This is a genomic window from Dyadobacter sp. SRI_021, assembly GCF_057586235.1.
On record NZ_JBYCZM010000003.1, the window covers coordinates 115,032 to 132,656 of the forward strand.

The following is a 17,625-nucleotide window of genomic DNA, read 5'->3' on the forward strand; positions in this document are numbered from 1 at the left end:
CACAATTTTGCGATCGCAAAGGTAAGGTAGCGTGATCAACTATCATTTACTACTATAAAAGGAGCAAGGACTATGTCAATATTAGCTTTCCAAATGCCTGATAAGGTCGTCATGGAGAAAGCAGACGACTTTCACGGGTTGTTTGAGTTTAAGCCTTTAGAGAAAGGATACGGCGTAACCATTGGTAATGCGTTGCGTAGGATTCTCCTTTCATCTTTGGAAGGCTATGCCATCACGAGTGTGAAGTTCCCTGGCGTACTTCACGAATTTTCTTCTATCGAAGGTATAGTTGAGGATGTTACGGAAATCATCCTGAACCTGAAAATGGTTCGTTTTAAAAAAGTTTCTGACCTGAGTGAGAGTAGGATCGTAGTTAACCTAAAAAATGTTTCCGTCATCACTGCCGGCGACATTGGCAAGTTTACAAGCGCATTCGAGGTATTGAATCCGGATCAGGTCATTTGCCATATAGATGACCAGAAGGAGTTCGAAATGGAACTTCTCCTGGATAAAGGCAGAGGCTACGTGCCGGCAGACGAACCACGGGCTAATGAGCTTCCGTTCGGCTACATCGCAGTAGACTCGATTTATACGCCTATCAAAAATGTGAAATACAGCGTTGAAAACACGCGTGTTGAACAGCGTACCGACTACGAACGTCTTTTGATCGACATCCAAACCGATGGTTCAATCCACCCGGAAGATGCATTGAAAGGCGCTGCCAATATTCTGATCCAACACTTCATGCTGTTCTCTGATCAAACAATGACGTTTGAGAAGCAGAAAGCAGAAGAAGACAATCAGGTTGATGAGGAAATGCTGCGTATGAGAAAGCTGTTGAAGACTTCATTGTCTGAACTGGATCTTTCAGTACGCGCTTACAACTGTTTGAAATCTGCAGATGTGAAAACTTTGGGTGACCTGGTAAGACTCGAAATTTCTGATATGATGAAATTCCGGAACTTCGGTAAGAAGTCACTCACTGAGTTGGAACAACTCGTAGCCGACAAACAGCTCACATTTGGAATGGATGTGTCGAAGTACCGTCTGGACGAGGATTAATTAAATTCCATCATAAGTATGTATTCTGTAGCGCGCTAACCGCGCCGCTCGAAGCAACTAAACAACAAAACAATGAGACACGGTAAAAAGGACAATCACTTAGGAAGAACCGCATCACACCGCAAGGCGATGCTCTCAAACATGGCTTCCTCTTTGATCCTTCACAAAAGAATTGAAACAACCCTGGCTAAGGCAAAAGAACTTCGCAAGTTCGTTGAGCCTCTGCTGACTCGTGCGAAAGAAGATACTACCCACAACAGAAGGATAGCATTCTCTTACCTGAACGACAAAGAATCTACCAAGGAACTTTTCGGTGTCGTTTCAGACAAAATCGCATCTCGTCCGGGTGGTTACACTCGTATCATCAAACTGGGTAACCGTTTGGGTGACGCGGCTGAAACTGCGCTGATCGAGCTGGTTGATTTCAACGATGCACTGTTGCTTGCCAATGCCGACAAACCTGCTAAGACTCGTCGCAGCAGAAGAGGTGGTAAGAAAGCGGAGGGCGCTGTTGAAGCCGCTCCGGTTAAGAAAGAAGATCATCCGATCGTAGCGGAAACTGAGGCTCCTGCTGAGGAAGAAGCTCCGAAAACAGAAGAAACACCAGGCGAAACTGAAAAAGAATAGTTTGGAAATCGGAAATTGAAATATATGAAAGGGTTGAACGGTTCTCGTTTAACCCTTTTTTATGAGTGAAAAATCGTATTTTTGCACCAAAATTGAACCGGCTGCCTCGAAATGGCGTAAAACAGCTCGGAAAACAGATTAAACCATAATATGAATCAGAAAAAGGAAGCTCTGTTGTTGCTAGAAGACGGAACAGCATACAAAGGACTCGCTTTGGGTAAAAGTGGAACCACCGGTGGCGAAATTTGCTTTAACACGGGCATGACGGGCTACCAGGAAATCTACACAGACCCTTCCTATTACGGTCAGATCATCGTCAACACCAATTCGCACATCGGTAATTACGGGGTGCAGCTGGAAGACGAGGAGGAATCTGGCTCGGTTAAGATCCGCGGGATGGTTTGTAACACATTCTCACAGATCTACTCACGCGACACCGCTGATTTCTCTCTGCAAGAGTATTTCGAAAGAGCAAACATCGTTGGTATCAGCAATGTCGACACACGTCACCTCGTGCGTCACGTGCGTGAAAAGGGTGTAATGAACGCTATTATCTCTTCCGAAATTCTCGACGAAGCAGAGCTTATGAAAGAATTGAAGAAAATCCCTTCCATGGACGGATTGGAGCTTTCTTCCGAAGTAACAACCGAGGAACCCTACTTTATGGGCGATGAGGCGACTGCCAAATTCCGCGTTGCCGTGATGGATTATGGTATCAAGAAAAGCATTCTACTTAACCTGACTTCAAGAGGCTGCTATTGCAAGGTTTTCCCGGCGAAGACATCCTACGAAGAGGTATTGCAATGGAACCCCGACGGCTTCTTCATCTCGAACGGCCCAGGCGACCCTTCTGCAATGCCTTACGCGGTTGAAAACGTAGGTCAAATGGTGGAAACAGCGAAGCCGCTATTTGGTATCTGCCTTGGTCACCAGTTGCTCGCACTTTCGAGTGGGATCAATACCTACAAAATGCACCACGGCCACCGCGGCTTGAACCACCCGGTGAAAAACCTGATCACCGGTCTTTGCGAGATCACTTCGCAAAACCACGGTTTCGCTGTGAAGCCCGACGAGATTGAAAGCCACCCGGACATCGAGGTTACGCACATTAACCTGAACGATAAGACCATCGAAGGTATCCGCAGAAAGGATTACCCGGCATTCTCGGTGCAGTACCACCCGGAAGCATCGCCAGGTCCGCACGATTCACGTTATTTGTTCGACGAGTTCATCAAATTGCTCGAAGCGAGCAAAGCATAATAGCAAAAAGTCCCTCGGCGCAATGCAGAGGGACTTTTTAATTTTACTTTAATATAAACTTAAAGTTGCGCATCCAGCAACGCACGGAATTCCTTTTCTTCCATAAAACCGTTCTTGCGCGTGACGAGCTTCCCGTTTTTGTAAAGCAGAAAAGCAGGGATTTCTTCAACGCCCAGTTGCTTTACCAATGCCTTATTCGGGTCGTAAGCGATGGTTTCGATTTTGGCCTTACCCGCATATTCCTTTTGTAGCTTCGTTACAGTAGGCAACATTTTCACACAAGGCGGGCACCATTTGGCGTGAATGTCAATCAGGACAATCTTTTCGGAGTTTATGATTTTGTTAAATTCCGCTGAGCTCATGCCCTTCACGCCGGCTTTGTTGGCACCTTCTACGGCTTTGCCGGAGGTATTCCATTTCAGATAGCCGCCTTTCATGTCGTAAACTTCCTTAAAACCGCTTTCGTGCAATGTGTTAGCCGCCGCAGCACTCCTTCCTCCGGAGAGGCAGTATACATACACAGGCTTGTTCTTGTCGAGTTTTGCAATTTTTTCCTTGAAATCAGGACTTTTATAATCTATGTTCGCGGCTTTTGCCAAATGGCCTTCACCATACTCCTCGGGTGTCCGGACATCCAGGAGCTGGGCGTCGGCGGATTTCGTCAGCTGTTTTTCGAATTCATCGGTAGTGAGCTGTTTCTGAGCTTGTAAGGCAAGGGGTAAGCTAAGTAATGCGGTGGTCAGAATGCGGGTTAATTTCATAGTAAATGGTGTAGTTGACTAGCCTGTAAATTTAGTGTAAAATGATTTCGGGTTTATGGATGACGATTTTTTTGTGTTATTTTGTACCGTTAACCATATTCCAATTTTTAATCAAACCACAAGCTGCAAATGAGTACGATTCAGTCAGTACATGCAAGACAAATTCTGGATTCAAGAGGAAACCCTACAATAGAAGTTGATATTCGTACCGAGAATGGTTATCTGGGACGCGCTGCTGTTCCTTCCGGAGCTTCTACCGGTAAGCACGAGGCAGTTGAGCTTCGCGATGACGACAAGAGCGTTTACGTTGGAAAAGGAGTTTTGAAAGCGGTTGAGAATGTAAACGACATCATTTTCCCTGAACTGATCGGCTGCTCCGTATTCGAGCAGAACCTTATTGATAAAATTATGCTGGAACTGGATGGCACACCTAACAAGGCGAAGTTGGGTGCAAACGCGATCCTGGGTGTTTCCCTCGCCGCTGCGAAAGCTGCTGCACAGGAAGCAAACCTTCCATTGTACCGTTACGTAGGTGGTACCAACGCCAACACATTGCCGGTACCGATGATGAACATCCTGAACGGAGGTAGCCACGCGGATAACTCCATCGACTTCCAGGAGTTCATGATCATGCCTGCGAAAGCAGATACATTCTCTCAGGCATTGCGCATGGGTGTTGAAGTTTTCCATACTTTGAAAACCGTTTTGAAAAGCAAAGGCTACTCAACCAACGTAGGGGACGAAGGTGGTTTTGCTCCAAACATCAAATCGAACGAAGAGGCTATCGAAGTTGTACTTCAGGCTATCGAAAAAGCAGGTTACAAGCCAGGAGAAGAAATCTTCATCGCTATGGACGCTGCTGTTTCCGAATTCTACGAAAATGGCCTGTACCACTTCAAAAAATCAGATGGCCGCAAGCTGACTTCTGATGAAATGGCTGACTACTGGACTCAGTGGGTGGCTAAATACCCTATCATCTCAATCGAAGATGGCATGGACGAAGACGACTGGGCTGGTTGGAAAACACTTACAGACTCTATCGGCAAGAAAACCCAGCTGGTAGGTGATGACTTGTTCGTAACGAACGTAAACCGTCTGCAACAAGGTATCGAATCACAAATCGCTAACGCGGTATTGGTGAAAGTAAACCAGATCGGTTCTTTGACTGAGACTATCGATACTGTAAACCTTGCAAAACGCAACAGCTATAAGAGCATTATGTCGCATCGTTCAGGTGAAACAGAAGATGCGACCATCGCTGACCTCGCGGTAGCATTGAACACAGGTCAGATCAAAACCGGTTCGGCTTCACGTTCTGACCGTATGGCGAAATACAACCAGCTTCTCCGTATCGAAGAAGAACTGGGCGAAAGCGCATACTTCCCGGGATTGAAGTTCTAATTCAAACCATATAGAGCCGGAGCCCAGCGCTCCGGTTCTTGTTTAAGGGTATTTCAATATGAAAAACCATTCATTCTGGTCTTTGCACACATTAAAGAACTTCTATGTCGCCACGTTCGTCGTGTGGCTGATATGGATACTGTTCCTCGACAATAACAACATCCGGGTCGTGATGTCGAACCGGATGAAAATGAAAGATCTCGAAAAAGAAAAGGCGATTCTTGAAACGAAGATCAAAGAGGTCAAGAAGGAGCGGAATGAGGTTTTCGGAAACCCCAAAATGCTCGAAAAGTGGGCCCGTGAGAAATTTATGATGCGCCGGTCCAACGAAGAAGTATATGTGATTGTGGACGAAAACAATCAGCCTGTCGAAAGCAAAAAGGAAGAGTAGGTTGTACTCTTTTAAATATCATCTTAATTTCAGAATACATTGAGCAAGAAAGTCATCCTCATCATCATGGACGGCTGGGGGATCGCCAAAGTCGGCGAGGAAAACCGTTCCGCCATTCTGGCCGCCAACACCCCATTCTACGATTCCATTCTTCAAAAATACCCGCATAGCAAACTCGAAGCGAGTGGTCTGGCCGTCGGCTTGCCCGATGGACAAATGGGTAACTCCGAAGTAGGCCATACCAATCTGGGGGCTGGCCGCGTGGTGTACCAGGATCTGGTGAAAATTAACCTCGCCGTATCCGAAGGCACGCTCGCACACGAGCCGGCGCTCGCACAGGCGCTCGACTACGCGAAAGCCGAAGGTAAGAAAGTTCATTTCATCGGCCTGGTTTCGGATGGCGGTGTGCATTCGCATATCGATCATTTGAAAGGTCTTTGCCAAATCGCCGCGGACCGTGGTTTGAGCGATGTATTCGTGCACGCATTCACCGACGGCCGCGATACCGATCCCAAAAGCGGGTTGGGCTTCCTCACGGAGCTGACCGAATCAATGGCGCAAAGCACAGGGCGTATTGCCAGCATTACCGGCCGTTACTATGCAATGGACCGTGATAAGCGCTGGGAGCGCGTGAAACTGGCTTACGACGCCATGGTTCACGGGGAAGGCAAACACGTGCCTGCGGCCGACGTTTTGAAAGCTGTACAAGCTTCCTATGAAGAAGGCGTTACCGACGAATTCATTACGCCAATCATCGCTACCAATGCCGATGGCTCTCCGCTCGCGCTGATCCAGGACGGCGACGTGGTGCTTTGCTTCAACTTCCGCACGGACCGCGGCCGCGAAATCACGCAGGCGCTCACACAGCAGGATTTCCACGAGCAGAATATGCACAAGCTCAATTTGAAATACATCACCATGACCAATTATGATGATACTTTCAAAGGTGTGGATGTGATTTTTGACAAAGATAATCTTAATAACACCCTCGGCGAAGTGCTCGAATCGGCTGGCAAAAAGCAGATCCGCATTGCTGAAACCGAGAAATACCCGCACGTTACGTTCTTCTTCTCAGGAGGCCGTGAAAAGCCTTTCGAAGGGGAAAGCCGCTTGCTTTGCCCTTCTCCGAAAGTAGCGACCTACGATTTGCAACCCGAAATGTCGGCATTCGATATTCGTGACGCGATCGTTCCTGAACTGGAAAAGGAGGAAGTGGATTTCGTGTGTCTCAACTTCGCTAACCCTGATATGGTTGGTCATACCGGCGTTTTTGAAGCAGCTGTGAAAGCTTGTGAGACGGTTGATCAATGCGTACAGGCCGTGGTAACTACTGGTTTGGAGCACGGCTATTCGTCGATTATCATCGCCGACCACGGTAACTCGGATTACATGTCGAATGACGACGGTTCTCCGAACACCGCGCATTCGTTGAACCTCGTGCCGTGCATTCTGGTGGATAATGAGTATCAAAAGCCTATTAACAATGGAAAGCTTGCGGATATCGCGCCGACCATTCTAGAACTGATGGGAATCGCGAAACCGGCCGAAATGACGGGAACCAGCATTCTCTAAAACTTTCAGACATCGATTGATGTTAACCAGCAGAGAGTCCAACGGGCTCTCTGTTTTTTTAGCCACATTTGAAATCCATGCATTACCGCATCCTTACCATCGTTGCAGCAGTTCTGTTCTTTTCATTGGTTTCCTGTCAACAAGAAGAAACCCGCGACGAGGCCCCAAAAGCCTATTACGATTTAAAAGGTTTCGTCGAAAATCAGATCGTATATTTGAATGAAAAGAAGCCGGAAGTCAGCAAGACGGCGATTTTGGGCAGCAAACGTGAAGTTTCGAAAACGCACGAAGTAGATTGGAAGAAGGAGCTCGAACTGTTTGTACAAGCCGATATTAACAAACCTTCCTATCGTCAGAGTTACGAAGTGGTCCAAAATGGTCCACTGCAATATGAATACCGCATTAAGCCGGGTAACGACCTGCCCGTAGCCTATCTGAAAATTGATACGGATTCTGTTTTAAAGCAGCCATTGCGTGTCGAGGCTCTGATCCGCGCGTCAAATAAGGTCTATAACTCCGAAAAGAAACTAATTCTAAATGCGGTAAAACGGAATAACCTTCTGGAAATAAACACTTATGATGTAACCGGCTACCAAAAGCTCATTTTCGTGGAGAAGAAGGTGTTCAGCATTCGTGGTGAAATAGGACTTTAACAGGGTAATTGCATTATTTTCTATGTATCTCTACACCATATTTTGTGGTAACATTACCCAACTTTCCAACTGTAAATTTGAGATAGCCAGCGGTTTGTAGCAATTTTCTGAATTCAAAAATATCATTTTAAAAGAGCCAAATTCATGATAATGAGGCTCTTTTTTGCATTTCAAGTGGATTTGCGGGTTTTGAATATATGGCCTGTTTGAGCAGTCGGCATTGAGCGGCACAGAATTGTTTGATGTGAACGCAGAACAACATGTAGACCCGGATTTGATTTTTAACCTGTCTCATGAGAAACTAAATCACACAAGTAAACTTAATATCAATGCAACAAGAACAGAAAAATAAGCAGAGCATCGCCTGGGCAATGGTAGTTGTCCTTGGGCTTGCAACAGCCATGTTCGGCTACTTGTTCACAACTCAGAAACAAGAGTTGACCCAGCAAGAGTCAATGGTAGTCGAAAAGGCAAGAGAGTTGGCTGTAACCAAAACTAAACTGGATTCTATTTCCACCGTACTGGATGCAAAAATTGCGGAAGTTGAAAAATTGGGAGGTGATGTTACAGAACTAACCAAAATGAAGGAGAAGCTCGAAGCTGACAAGGTAGCATTCAGCCGCAGCAGAAGAGTTGAAACCAACAAATACCTCGGCAAAATTAAGGAATACGAAAAATTCCTGGCTGAGAAAGACGAGATGATCGCACAGCTGAAAGCTGAAAACGAGAAACTGGTAGCGAGCAACGATTCCCTTCACACACATGTGGGAACGCTCACCAGCGAACGTGAAAGACTGGTACAACGCCAGGCTGAACTGACCGACTCTGTGGTGACTTTCACCGCGCAAAACAAAGAGCTGAGCGCGAAAGTGAGCAAAGCCGCTGCACTGAAAGCACAAAACCTCAAAGTATTGGCCGTGAATTCACGCGGTAAAACCAAAGACAAAGACGAATACAAAGCCAGCCGCGTCGACAAGTTGAAACTGGTTTTCAACCTTCCGGAAAACGAGCTGACTGCTCAGGAGCCAAAAGATATTTATGTGCGTGTGTTGGATCCTGATGGAGCGGTTGTAGCTGACGATGCCACTGGCTCAGGTGAATTTGAAATCGATGGAGCGCCATCTAAATTCACTACCCGTGAGTCGATCGCTTATCAGAACAACAACCAGAAAGTGGAGATGTTGTACGATAACGCCAGCAAGTTCCGCCCTGGAAAGTATAATGTGGAGCTGTATGCGGAAGGATACAAAATTGGTGGAGGTAATTTCACCATCAAGAAATAAGATATAACTTCACACCATGCATAGCTATAAGGCCGTTGATCATCGATCAACGGCCTTCCTTTTTTAGGGCTGTTTCGTTTGGGCGTTGATAATGTCGATGAAATGACGCAGCTCTTCGGTGCGCGCCGGCCCGGAATCGGGATAGGACATTTTCATCTTCTTCAATTCCTCGGCAACAATTTTGGCGACAGTAAGACGCAGATTTTTTTTATCATCAGCCGGTATTACGTACCAGGGAGCCTTTTTGGAGGCGGTTTCGTTGATACAATCCTCATAGGCCTGCATGTATTCGGCCCATTTGTCGCGCACTTTCACATCTTGCTCTTCGAACTTCCAGTTTTTAGAAGGGTCTTCAATGCGCTCGATCAGCCTTTCGGCCTGTTCTTCTTTCGAGACATTCAGAAAGAACTTGATCACCCGGATACCGTTGCGGTAAAGGTATTTTTCCAGGTTGCGGATATCGGAATAGCGGTGTTTCCAAAGCTTATCCATATCCTCGGTCAGCTCCACAGGCAGGCGTTGCGATTGCGTCAGGATTTCGGGCTGTACTTTCACGACCAGCACTTCTTCATAGTAACTGCGGTTGAAGATCGTGATCGTGCCGCGTTGAGGCAGTACGAGGTTGGTCCGCCAGAGAAAATCGTGGCCCAGTTCGGTCTCGGTAGGCCGTTTGAAAGAGTGGATTTTGACACCGATCGGGTTCACGCCCGAAAGGACGTGCTTGATGGTTCCGTCTTTCCCGGCTGCATCCATGGCCTGAAAGATCACCAGGAGGCCGTAGCGGTTGTGTGCATACATCATACTTTGCAGTTCATCGAGCTCCTTCGCCGATTCTTCCTGCATCGCTTCATACTCCGCCTTATCGGCGTAGATATCCTTAAAACGTGTTTTAGCCTTACTGATATCAAATTTTTTGCTACCGTCGTAGCGATAATCATCCGAATTGAAGTCCGACATGTCCGTACGATTTAAATGATGGATAAAATATCATTGGCCTTTCAGAAAAGCGACCAGCTTCGCGAATGCGCGCGCGCGGTGGCTCAGTTCTGATTTTTCCTGCATGGCCATTTCAGCGAATGTGCGCGAGTGTCCCTCCGGAACAAATACCGGATCATATCCAAAGCCGTTGATGCCGCGTTTCTCATCGATGATGGTGCCTTCCACAGTTCCTTCAAATTGGTAATACTGGCCTTGCCACGATAAGGTGATGACAGTTTGAAAGCGCGCCGCCTTGTTTGGCTTGTTTACGAGGTTTTTGAGAAGCAGGTCGATATTGTCGTTAGAATCGCGCTGTTCGCCAGCATAACGCGCGGATTTGACACCTGGCTCGCCATTCAATGCGTCGACAATGAGGCCGGTGTCGTCGGCGAAGCAATCGATGCTGAAATTATCCCGGACGAACCGGGCTTTTTCATGAGAATTTTCGGCGATGGTGTCGAACGGCTCGGGAATATCGGTGTCGCAGCCGATGTCGCTTAGTGTGACCAGCTCGAACTGGTCGCCGAGCAATGCCTGTATTTCTTCGAGTTTATGCCGGTTGTTGGTGGCAAAGCAAAGTTTCATGCGTAAAATGATGGTGAAAGGAGGTGCATTTTACGCAAAAATGGGAAGGGTTGTATGCCACGAAGGCACGAATATTCACGAAACCATTCGTGTCAATTCGTGCCTTCGTGGCATTTATAAAAAGTCGAAGCTTTACTTAGCCGGAGCAGGTGTAGGTAATGCAGGACCGGCAGCTGGTTTAGCGCCTTTTGTAAAGTCGATCAGTTCCATTTCGAACTGCAATACCGAGTTACCAGGGATGGGTCCGTAAGTTTCAGGTCCGTAAGCAAGGCCCGAAGGGATCAGCAATAAGCCTTTTTCCCCTTTTTTCATCAGCGTAAGGCCTTCGTCCCAGCCCTGGATCACCATTCCCGCGCCTACTTGCAGGTCGAGTGGTTTACCCTGGTTTTTAGAGCTGTCGAACTCCTTGCCGTCCAGGAATTTGCCCGTGTAATGTACTTTCACATTGTCGCCGGCAGCAGGGCTTGCGCCTGTTCCTTCCGTTTGTACCACGTAAACAAGGCCCGAAGCCGTTTTTCTTGCTTTTGCTTTCAGGTTGTTTTTAACCAGGTATTCGTCGATGATTTTCGCGTCGATATCCTTTTGTTTTTTACCTGCCTCAGCTTGTTGCTTCTGGAATTCTTCCGAAGTGAGAACGCTTACTACTTTCACGGTAAAGCTCAGTTCCGAACCTTTTTTAATCATCGGAGGCATTGGCTGACCAATTTTCGCGAACAAGGTATCCGCATTAACCAGAAACTTCGCGCTATCGCCCGTAGCAAGCATGGTAAGGCCTTCCTCAAAGCTGCCTTTGTAAGGAGGTGCCTGCAATACCATTTTCACCGGATTTTTCTCTTTATATGTATCGCGGAGCGTGGAGTCGGTACCATTCTTCAACACCAGGTGGAATGTCATGATATCCCCCAGTTTAGCCTTTCTTGCATCGTCTTCGTGATCGAAAAGTGTGTATTTGAGGCCGCTTTCGGTAACCTGCTGACGATGTTGATTGCAAGCGGCTGCGAGAATAGTTATGCCCATCGCATAACCGATTGTTTTTAAATTCATTGGGACGTGTTAATTAGAAGATATTTTGGTGAATGTGGAATTTAAGTTTAGTCAACGCTTAAAAGTTCTTCCTGGTATGAAGGAAGTATGCTTAAAAATCTTGCAACTGTTTCATTTACTGATTGTTCGGATCGACCTCCCGAAGCATTCTTATGCCCGCCGCCGCTGAAATGCGTGCTGGCAAGGTCGCGTACCGAGAACGAGCCTACCGAGCGGAACGAGATCTTCACCTCGCCTTTACGTTCGATGAACATAGCCGACATCACGACATTTTCGACCTGCAAGCCGTAGTTCACGATCCCCTCCGTTTCGCCCGATGCCGAGTTGAATTTTTGCAATTCCGCTTCGGTCAGGACCATATAAGCCGTGCGGTACTCCGGAAGCACTGTGAGTTTGTTGCAAAGCACATAACCCAGGAATTGCAGGCGCGAAAGCGGCGCATTATCGTAGATCAGCCTGTGTACACGGCTCGAATCGAAGCCGGTACGCATCAGATCGGCTACTGCCAGATGCACGGCGGGCGTCACATTACCATGCCGGAACGAGCCGGTGTCGGTCATAATGCCGGCATAAAGGCATTCGGCCATGGGAACGTCAAAAATTTGTTCGGCAGGGAGGCCGCCTTCCATTTCTTTAACCAACTCATAAACCAGCTGTGCGGTAGCCGCCGCCGTGGTATCCCAAACCATCCATCTCGCGAAATGCTCCGGTTCGAGGTGGTGGTCGATCATCATTTTTGGCGCCGCAGCATCCTGTACTACCTTGCCCAGGTCCTTCAACCGCGACAATGCCGAAAAGTCGAGACAGCAAATCAGCGTCGCCTGCTCGATTTTCTTCTTGCATTTACCTTGCTCCGAAGCTTTCTCATACACGAGCACATGCTCCATGCCCGAAAGCCAGCGAAGGTTCGCAGCATAGTCGGTTGGGCTGATAACCGTCACTTCATGTCCTTTTTTGAGCAAATAACTGGCCCAGCCCAGGGATGAACCCAATGCATCCGCATCCGGATCGCGGTGCGTTGTGATAACAATTTTTTGGGGTTGGGATAAAAAAGAGCGAAGCTCTTCAATGATTTGATTCACAGTAACTTAGTTCAAAAGAGGTATTTCCTGTTTGCTTAGAGCCCACAAAATTAACAAAACTGTTGGGATTTGCTTCATGATACGCGGTAAAGGCTGGCAATCAGGCGATGATTTAACATAAGGCTGCCGTTTACGAGTGAAAGGTTCGGGGATTTAGATTGAAATATAGTAGCTTGCAGGCAGTATCATTAATAGCCAAGTACGTATGCCAACGAATAAGACATTTACCATGATCAAGCCTGACGCTGTGAAGGATGGTCATTCGGGTTCAATCATCAAGATGATCGAAGCAGCAGGATTCCGGATTGTGGCCCTGAAAAAAACGCAGCTTACCTCCGAGCGTGCCGGGGAATTTTACGCCGTGCACAAGGAGCGTCCTTTCTACAATGATCTTTGCCAGTATATGTCGTCCGGAGCGATCATCCCGATGATCCTTGAAAAGGAGAATGCGGTGGCGGATTTCCGTACGCTCATTGGTGCTACCAACCCGGCGAATGCCGAGGAAGGCACCATCCGCAAATTGTTCGCGATATCGATCGAAAAGAATGCGATCCACGGTTCGGATTCAGACGAAAACGCGGAAATCGAGGGGAATTTCTTCTTCTCGCATGTAGAGCAGTTTTGAGAAGGTTCGTATATTAAAAAGGAAAACCCCGAGGCGTGATGCTTCGGGGTTTTCCTTTTTATGCTTCGTATGACTATTTAACCTTTACGAACAGACTGTCTACTACCTGAATGATCGCGTTTGACGCATTTACATTCCTTCTCGCGATTTCAGATCCGTTGATGGTAAATGAGGTATCTTTTTTTGCAATTTCAAGTTTGAATTTTTTGTATACGGCATCATATTTTCCTGGTTTGAGTTCGGCATATGAAACCAGTCCTTTCAAAACGTGGCTGTTGAGGAAATTTCTTACTGAATCCTGCGGCATGTATGTGATTTGCGACGCACTGGTAATTTTAGCTTTGTTGAAAGCCGCGTCCGATGGGAGAAAAAAAGTCGCATTCTGCGCTTTCAAAGCATCAGTCCCTTCTGTATAAATGACGAGCTCTTTCAGAATGCTGAACTCAGGATTTTCGCGAATAACATCGGAGACAGTTTTCTGACCGACCATGTCGTCACTGTTCTCCTTACAAGAAATCAAAATCGTTGAAAATAGCCCTGCCGCCAAAAAAAATGTAGCCCAACGCCCCCCAAAACGGTTTTTTTTCATAGCTTTCCAAGTGGTTAATTTTCGTAAAACTAATGCAAAATGTAGTTTGATAGAATTTGTAACCATAAATTTTTAATCCTAATCCTATAACCACCATGTTAAAATTGAGACGATTGATCGTCGCCGGAGCAGCTGTTCTAACGCTCAATTCGGCGTTTTTCGCGCTGAAAGAGCCTTCCGCCGATCCATTGAAAAAGCCTGTCAAATTATTCAACGGAAAAGACCTGAAAGGCTGGACCGTCCATGGTACCGAAAAATGGTACGTTGAAGGCGGTGAGCTTATCTGCGAGAGCGGCCCCGACAAGAAGTACGGCTACCTCACCACCGACAAATTTTACAAAAATTTCGATTTGTCCCTGAAATTCAAACAGGAGGCGAATGGCAACAGCGGGGTATTCTTTCGTTCAACCGTAACGGGGACCAAAGTTTCGGGCTGGCAGGTGGAAGTGGCGCCGCCAAACCACGACACCGGGGGCATTTATGAATCGTACGGGCGGAATTGGCTCGTGCAGATTCCCGAGGAGAAAGAAGGCTTCCTGAAAATGGGCGAATGGAACACCCTGCGCATCCGCGCGGAAGGCGACCGCACGCAAACCTGGCTTAATGGTCACGAAATGGTAGACCTTACCGATGCTAAAATCGGTGCGGGCGAAGGTTCGATCGCATTGCAGATCCACGACGGCGGCGGTATCAAGGTGCGCTGGAAAGACATCCTGCTCGAAGAGCTCTAAAAGCAACGGTTTTTCATTCCGTCACCGGGCGAATTCATCCGCCTGAAACCGGCACTTCGTCGGAAATCACTTACCAAACGGCTTCATGGCCAATAGATTTGTGTCAGCAGTTACACATCATCTATTAGCCATGAAGCTTTTTTATTATCTGTTGCTATTCGTTACCCCCGCCGTTTTTGCTCAAAAGAGCATTCAGGGCAAGGTGACTGATCACAAAGGAAATGCATTGCCCGGCGCGAACGTGTTCCTGAAAGGTACCTACGACGGCGGTACAACCGACGCGAACGGCGTTTTCGCGTTCCAGACATCGGAGTCGGATACGGCGACGCTGGCGGCGAGTTATGTAGGATATGAGGTTTTTGAAAAGAAGATTAATCTGAAAGAAGGCACTCCGGCAATGACCATCAAGCTTGAAGAACTCGCTAACGAACTGAATACCGTCGTAATCACCGCAGGCGCATTCGAGGCTTCGGACGAAAAACGGATGGCTATGCTGAAACCGCTGGATATTGTCACTACGGCAGGCGCGGCGGCGGATATTACCGGGGCAATGCAGTTCCTCCCGGGCGCACAGCGGGTAGGGGAGCAGGAGGGGCTATTTGTAAGAGGCGGCTCCGGCCAGGAAACCAAGATCGTGATCGACGGGATGATCGTTCAGAACCCGTTTTTCAGTTCGTTACCCGATGTGCAGTCACGGGGGCGGTTCAATCCATTTATGTTTAAAGGCACTTCATTCAGCACCGGCGGTTATTCGGCGCAATACGGGCAGGCATTGTCGTCGGTATTGCTGCTGAATACGACGGATAAGATCAGTAATAATGGGTTAGGCATTAGCTTGAACCTGGCGAATGCGGGTTTGAATTATGATTATGCCAACAAAAAGCAATCAGTGTCGGCGGTGGTGTATTATGGCAATTTGCGGCCGCTATTCAAGCTGGTGAAGCAGAATGTGGAGTGGATCCATGCACCGGAATTCAAAGGTTCTTCACTGACCTACCGCTGGAAGCCGACCAAAAACGGCGTCCTGAAAGTGTACGGCATGTACTCGGACAGCCATTTGAGCATGAATAGCAAAGACCCGTCGTCGGATACCGGCAAAATGCGGCTGGTTTTGAAAAACAACAATGCATTCACCACCAGCACCTACACCGATTCCTGGGCCGACGGCCGCTGGACTTTGAACTCGGGCCTTTCGTACAGCCGTAACAAGGATAATATGACCTGGGACGGCGCCAACTTCGACCGGTTCGACGAGCGCACGCAAGCACGCATTGTGCTCACGCGCCTGCTCACGGGGAACAACACCATTCTGTTCGGCGCCGAGGCCCATGCGATCAATATCGGGAATGGCGTGGACGGTACATTATATAAGCTGAAAGATCGTTACGCAGCCGCATTCGTGGAGTCGGAGATTTACATTACCCGTGCATTGGCGGGGCGCATTGGGGTTCGTAGCGAGTATTCGTCGGTGATTAGTCGCGCTAATGTAGCTCCGAGACTGTCATTTGCATTAAAAACCGGTCGTTATAGTCAGATTTCCCTGGCCGCGGGGCAGTTTTACCAAAACCCTGATTACCGGTATTTGTATTTAAATAAATCCCTGAAGTATGAGCGCGCCGACCATTTGATCCTCAATTACCAGATCATCAAAAACCAGCGCACATTCCGCGTCGAGACATTCTACAAAAACTACGCGCAGCTCGTCCGCGAATTCACCGGGGAAAAGTACGATGCCGATCCCTACCGTTTCCCGTGGGGCACGACCAACAATGGCGGCGACGGTTATGCCCGCGGTTTCGACTTCTTCTGGCGCGATCAGAAATCGATCAAAAACCTCGATTACTGGGTTACTTACAGTTTTGTAGATTCGAAAAGGCTTTTCCAGCAGTATAAACAGTCGGCTACTCCGACATTCATCTCAAACCATAATATCAGCCTCATTATCAAAAAGTGGTTTGAAAAAGCCAAAACCAACCTTAGCGCCACTTACGCATTCACCAGCGGCCGGCCTTACTACAATCCCAACAATGACGAATTCCTGAAAGACCGTACGCCTGCCGTGCACAATGTGAGCATTCAGGCCAGCAAGTTGCAGAGCATTAAAGGCAACCTGGTGATTTTCTATGCCACAGTCGATAATATCCTCAATACCCGTAATGTGTTCACCTACCGCTACACGCCCGACGGCAAAACGCGCTACGCAGTGGGCCCGCAGAGCTACCGCAGCTTTTTTGTAGGCATGCAGATCATGCTCTCGAAGAAAGCGAAAGTGGAGAAAGACGATTTTTAAACATTCATAATCAATATTTTAAATAAAGAAAAAATGAAAAAGCTATTTGCATTCGTATTGCTATTTGTGTTTGTCACCCGCATCAGCCAGGCGCAGAACGAGAAATATACCCAGGCCATGGGCGACGGTATCAAAGCATTGAACGGCATCGACCGCTCCAAGCCTGACCCCAAAAGCCTGGTGGACATTGCCAACCGCTTCGAACGCATTGCCGCCGCGGAGCCGAAAGAATGGCTGCCGAAGTATTATGCGGCCTATTCCAATGTACTGCTGGGCTTTGTAGCACCAACCCTGACAGAAAAAGATCAGTATCTCGATAAAGCAAACGCCTTATTGAAAGACGCAGAGGGCATTGCCGGCAAGCCGAACGACGAAATCGAGGTTTTAAAAGCATATCAATCCCAAATCCACCTCGCTGCTGACCCGATGAACCGCTGGCAGGAGGATGGAGAGAAGTTCCAGGGATTCCTGCAATCGGCGAAGTCGATCAATGCAGAGAATCCGCGGATTTATTACCTGGAAGGTTCGAGCCTCTTCTTCACGCCCGAAGAATATGGCGGCGGGAAAAAGGTGGCCAAGCCGATGCTCGAAAAAGCCCAACAGAAATTCAGTGCTTTTAAACCGGAAACGACGATTCACCCGGATTGGGGCAAAATGGAAACCGAATGGATGCTTTCTCAGACAAACTGAT

Annotated in this window: 18 protein-coding genes; 12 read left to right on the forward strand and 6 right to left on the reverse strand. The window is 47.7% G+C overall.

All coding sequences use genetic code 11. The features are described 5' to 3' along the window. Nucleotides 1-72: 72 nt before the first annotated feature. The 3 genes from AC2YIT_RS09830 (at nt 73) to carA (ending at nt 2,949) form a co-directional block, all read left to right on the forward strand. Nucleotides 73-1,062, forward strand: coding sequence for a DNA-directed RNA polymerase subunit alpha (locus AC2YIT_RS09830; protein WP_041735400.1), 990 nt, complete (start codon nt 73-75; stop codon nt 1,060-1,062). Between the two features lie 72 nt (nt 1,063-1,134). Further along, nucleotides 1,135-1,689 (forward strand): 50S ribosomal protein L17, encoded by a 555-nt coding sequence (gene rplQ, locus AC2YIT_RS09835; protein WP_430844314.1) that lies wholly within the window; start codon nt 1,135-1,137, stop codon nt 1,687-1,689. 150 nt (nt 1,690-1,839) lie between these two features. Then, nucleotides 1,840-2,949, forward strand: coding sequence for a glutamine-hydrolyzing carbamoyl-phosphate synthase small subunit (carA, locus tag AC2YIT_RS09840; RefSeq protein WP_430844315.1), 1,110 nt, complete (start codon nt 1,840-1,842; stop codon nt 2,947-2,949). Nucleotides 2,950-3,008: 59 nt separating this feature from the next. On the opposite strand, the gene AC2YIT_RS09845 is transcribed toward carA, so the two are convergent. Further along, nucleotides 3,009-3,710 (reverse strand): rhodanese-like domain-containing protein, encoded by a 702-nt coding sequence (locus AC2YIT_RS09845; RefSeq protein WP_430844317.1) that lies wholly within the window; start codon nt 3,708-3,710, stop codon nt 3,009-3,011. Between the two features lie 129 nt (nt 3,711-3,839). Between AC2YIT_RS09845 and eno the strand changes: the two genes are divergently transcribed. The 5 genes from eno to AC2YIT_RS09870 all read left to right on the forward strand — a co-directional run bounded on the left by eno (nt 3,840) and on the right by AC2YIT_RS09870 (nt 9,010). Continuing rightward, the gene (eno, locus tag AC2YIT_RS09850) at nt 3,840-5,111 is read left to right on the forward strand and encodes a phosphopyruvate hydratase (protein ID WP_430844319.1); all 1,272 of its coding nucleotides are present in this window, start codon (nt 3,840-3,842) and stop codon (nt 5,109-5,111) included. 58 nt (nt 5,112-5,169) lie between these two features. After that, nucleotides 5,170-5,502, forward strand: a complete 333-nt coding sequence (locus AC2YIT_RS09855; protein ID WP_487279070.1) for an FtsB family cell division protein — start codon at nt 5,170-5,172, stop codon at nt 5,500-5,502. A gap of 39 nt (nt 5,503-5,541) precedes the next feature. After that, nucleotides 5,542-7,074 (forward strand): 2,3-bisphosphoglycerate-independent phosphoglycerate mutase, encoded by a 1,533-nt coding sequence (gene gpmI / locus AC2YIT_RS09860; protein ID WP_487279071.1) that lies wholly within the window; start codon nt 5,542-5,544, stop codon nt 7,072-7,074. Between the two features lie 77 nt (nt 7,075-7,151). Next, nucleotides 7,152-7,727 (forward strand): hypothetical protein, encoded by a 576-nt coding sequence (locus tag AC2YIT_RS09865; protein ID WP_487279072.1) that lies wholly within the window; start codon nt 7,152-7,154, stop codon nt 7,725-7,727. Between the two features lie 329 nt (nt 7,728-8,056). Beyond that, entirely contained in the window at nt 8,057-9,010 is a 954-nt protein-coding gene (locus AC2YIT_RS09870; RefSeq protein WP_430844326.1) for a hypothetical protein, read from the forward strand. Between the two features lie 63 nt (nt 9,011-9,073). Here the strand turns inward: AC2YIT_RS09870 and AC2YIT_RS09875 are convergent, their stop codons facing one another. The 4 genes from AC2YIT_RS09875 to AC2YIT_RS09890 form a co-directional block, all read right to left on the reverse strand. After that, the gene (locus AC2YIT_RS09875; protein WP_430844327.1) at nt 9,074-9,967 is read right to left on the reverse strand and encodes a polyphosphate kinase 2 family protein; all 894 of its coding nucleotides are present in this window, start codon (nt 9,965-9,967) and stop codon (nt 9,074-9,076) included. Between the two features lie 30 nt (nt 9,968-9,997). Beyond that, nucleotides 9,998-10,573 (reverse strand): RdgB/HAM1 family non-canonical purine NTP pyrophosphatase, encoded by a 576-nt coding sequence (gene rdgB, locus AC2YIT_RS09880; protein ID WP_487279073.1) that lies wholly within the window; start codon nt 10,571-10,573, stop codon nt 9,998-10,000. A 132-nt stretch (nt 10,574-10,705) separates the two neighbouring features. Further along, nucleotides 10,706-11,617: an FKBP-type peptidyl-prolyl cis-trans isomerase gene (locus AC2YIT_RS09885; RefSeq protein WP_430844330.1), complete on the reverse strand. Its 912-nt coding sequence runs from the start codon at nt 11,615-11,617 to the stop codon at nt 10,706-10,708. Nucleotides 11,618-11,664: 47 nt separating this feature from the next. Beyond that, complete coding sequence (locus AC2YIT_RS09890) at nt 11,665-12,699, reverse strand: DHH family phosphoesterase (protein ID WP_430844331.1); 1,035 nt, start codon at nt 12,697-12,699, stop codon at nt 11,665-11,667. 205 nt (nt 12,700-12,904) lie between these two features. Here AC2YIT_RS09890 and AC2YIT_RS09895 point away from each other — a divergent pair, with 205 nt between their 5' ends. Then, nucleotides 12,905-13,324 (forward strand): nucleoside-diphosphate kinase, encoded by a 420-nt coding sequence (locus AC2YIT_RS09895; protein WP_430844333.1) that lies wholly within the window; start codon nt 12,905-12,907, stop codon nt 13,322-13,324. A 73-nt stretch (nt 13,325-13,397) separates the two neighbouring features. On the opposite strand, the gene AC2YIT_RS09900 is transcribed toward AC2YIT_RS09895, so the two are convergent. Next, the gene (locus AC2YIT_RS09900; protein WP_487279074.1) at nt 13,398-13,979 is read right to left on the reverse strand and encodes a fasciclin domain-containing protein; all 582 of its coding nucleotides are present in this window, start codon (nt 13,977-13,979) and stop codon (nt 13,398-13,400) included. Nucleotides 13,980-14,008: 29 nt separating this feature from the next. Here AC2YIT_RS09900 and AC2YIT_RS09905 point away from each other — a divergent pair, with 29 nt between their 5' ends. From AC2YIT_RS09905 to AC2YIT_RS09915, 3 genes are all read left to right on the forward strand, one after another. Beyond that, entirely contained in the window at nt 14,009-14,644 is a 636-nt protein-coding gene (locus AC2YIT_RS09905; RefSeq protein ID WP_487279075.1) for a 3-keto-disaccharide hydrolase, read from the forward strand. 130 nt (nt 14,645-14,774) lie between these two features. Beyond that, nucleotides 14,775-16,934 carry a TonB-dependent receptor gene (locus AC2YIT_RS09910; protein ID WP_487279076.1) on the forward strand — a complete coding sequence of 720 codons (2,160 nt, stop codon included), beginning with the start codon at nt 14,775-14,777 and terminating at the stop codon, nt 16,932-16,934. A 33-nt stretch (nt 16,935-16,967) separates the two neighbouring features. Next, the gene (locus AC2YIT_RS09915) at nt 16,968-17,624 is read left to right on the forward strand and encodes a hypothetical protein (RefSeq protein WP_430844339.1); all 657 of its coding nucleotides are present in this window, start codon (nt 16,968-16,970) and stop codon (nt 17,622-17,624) included. The last annotated feature ends 1 nt before the right edge of the window (nt 17,625 follow it).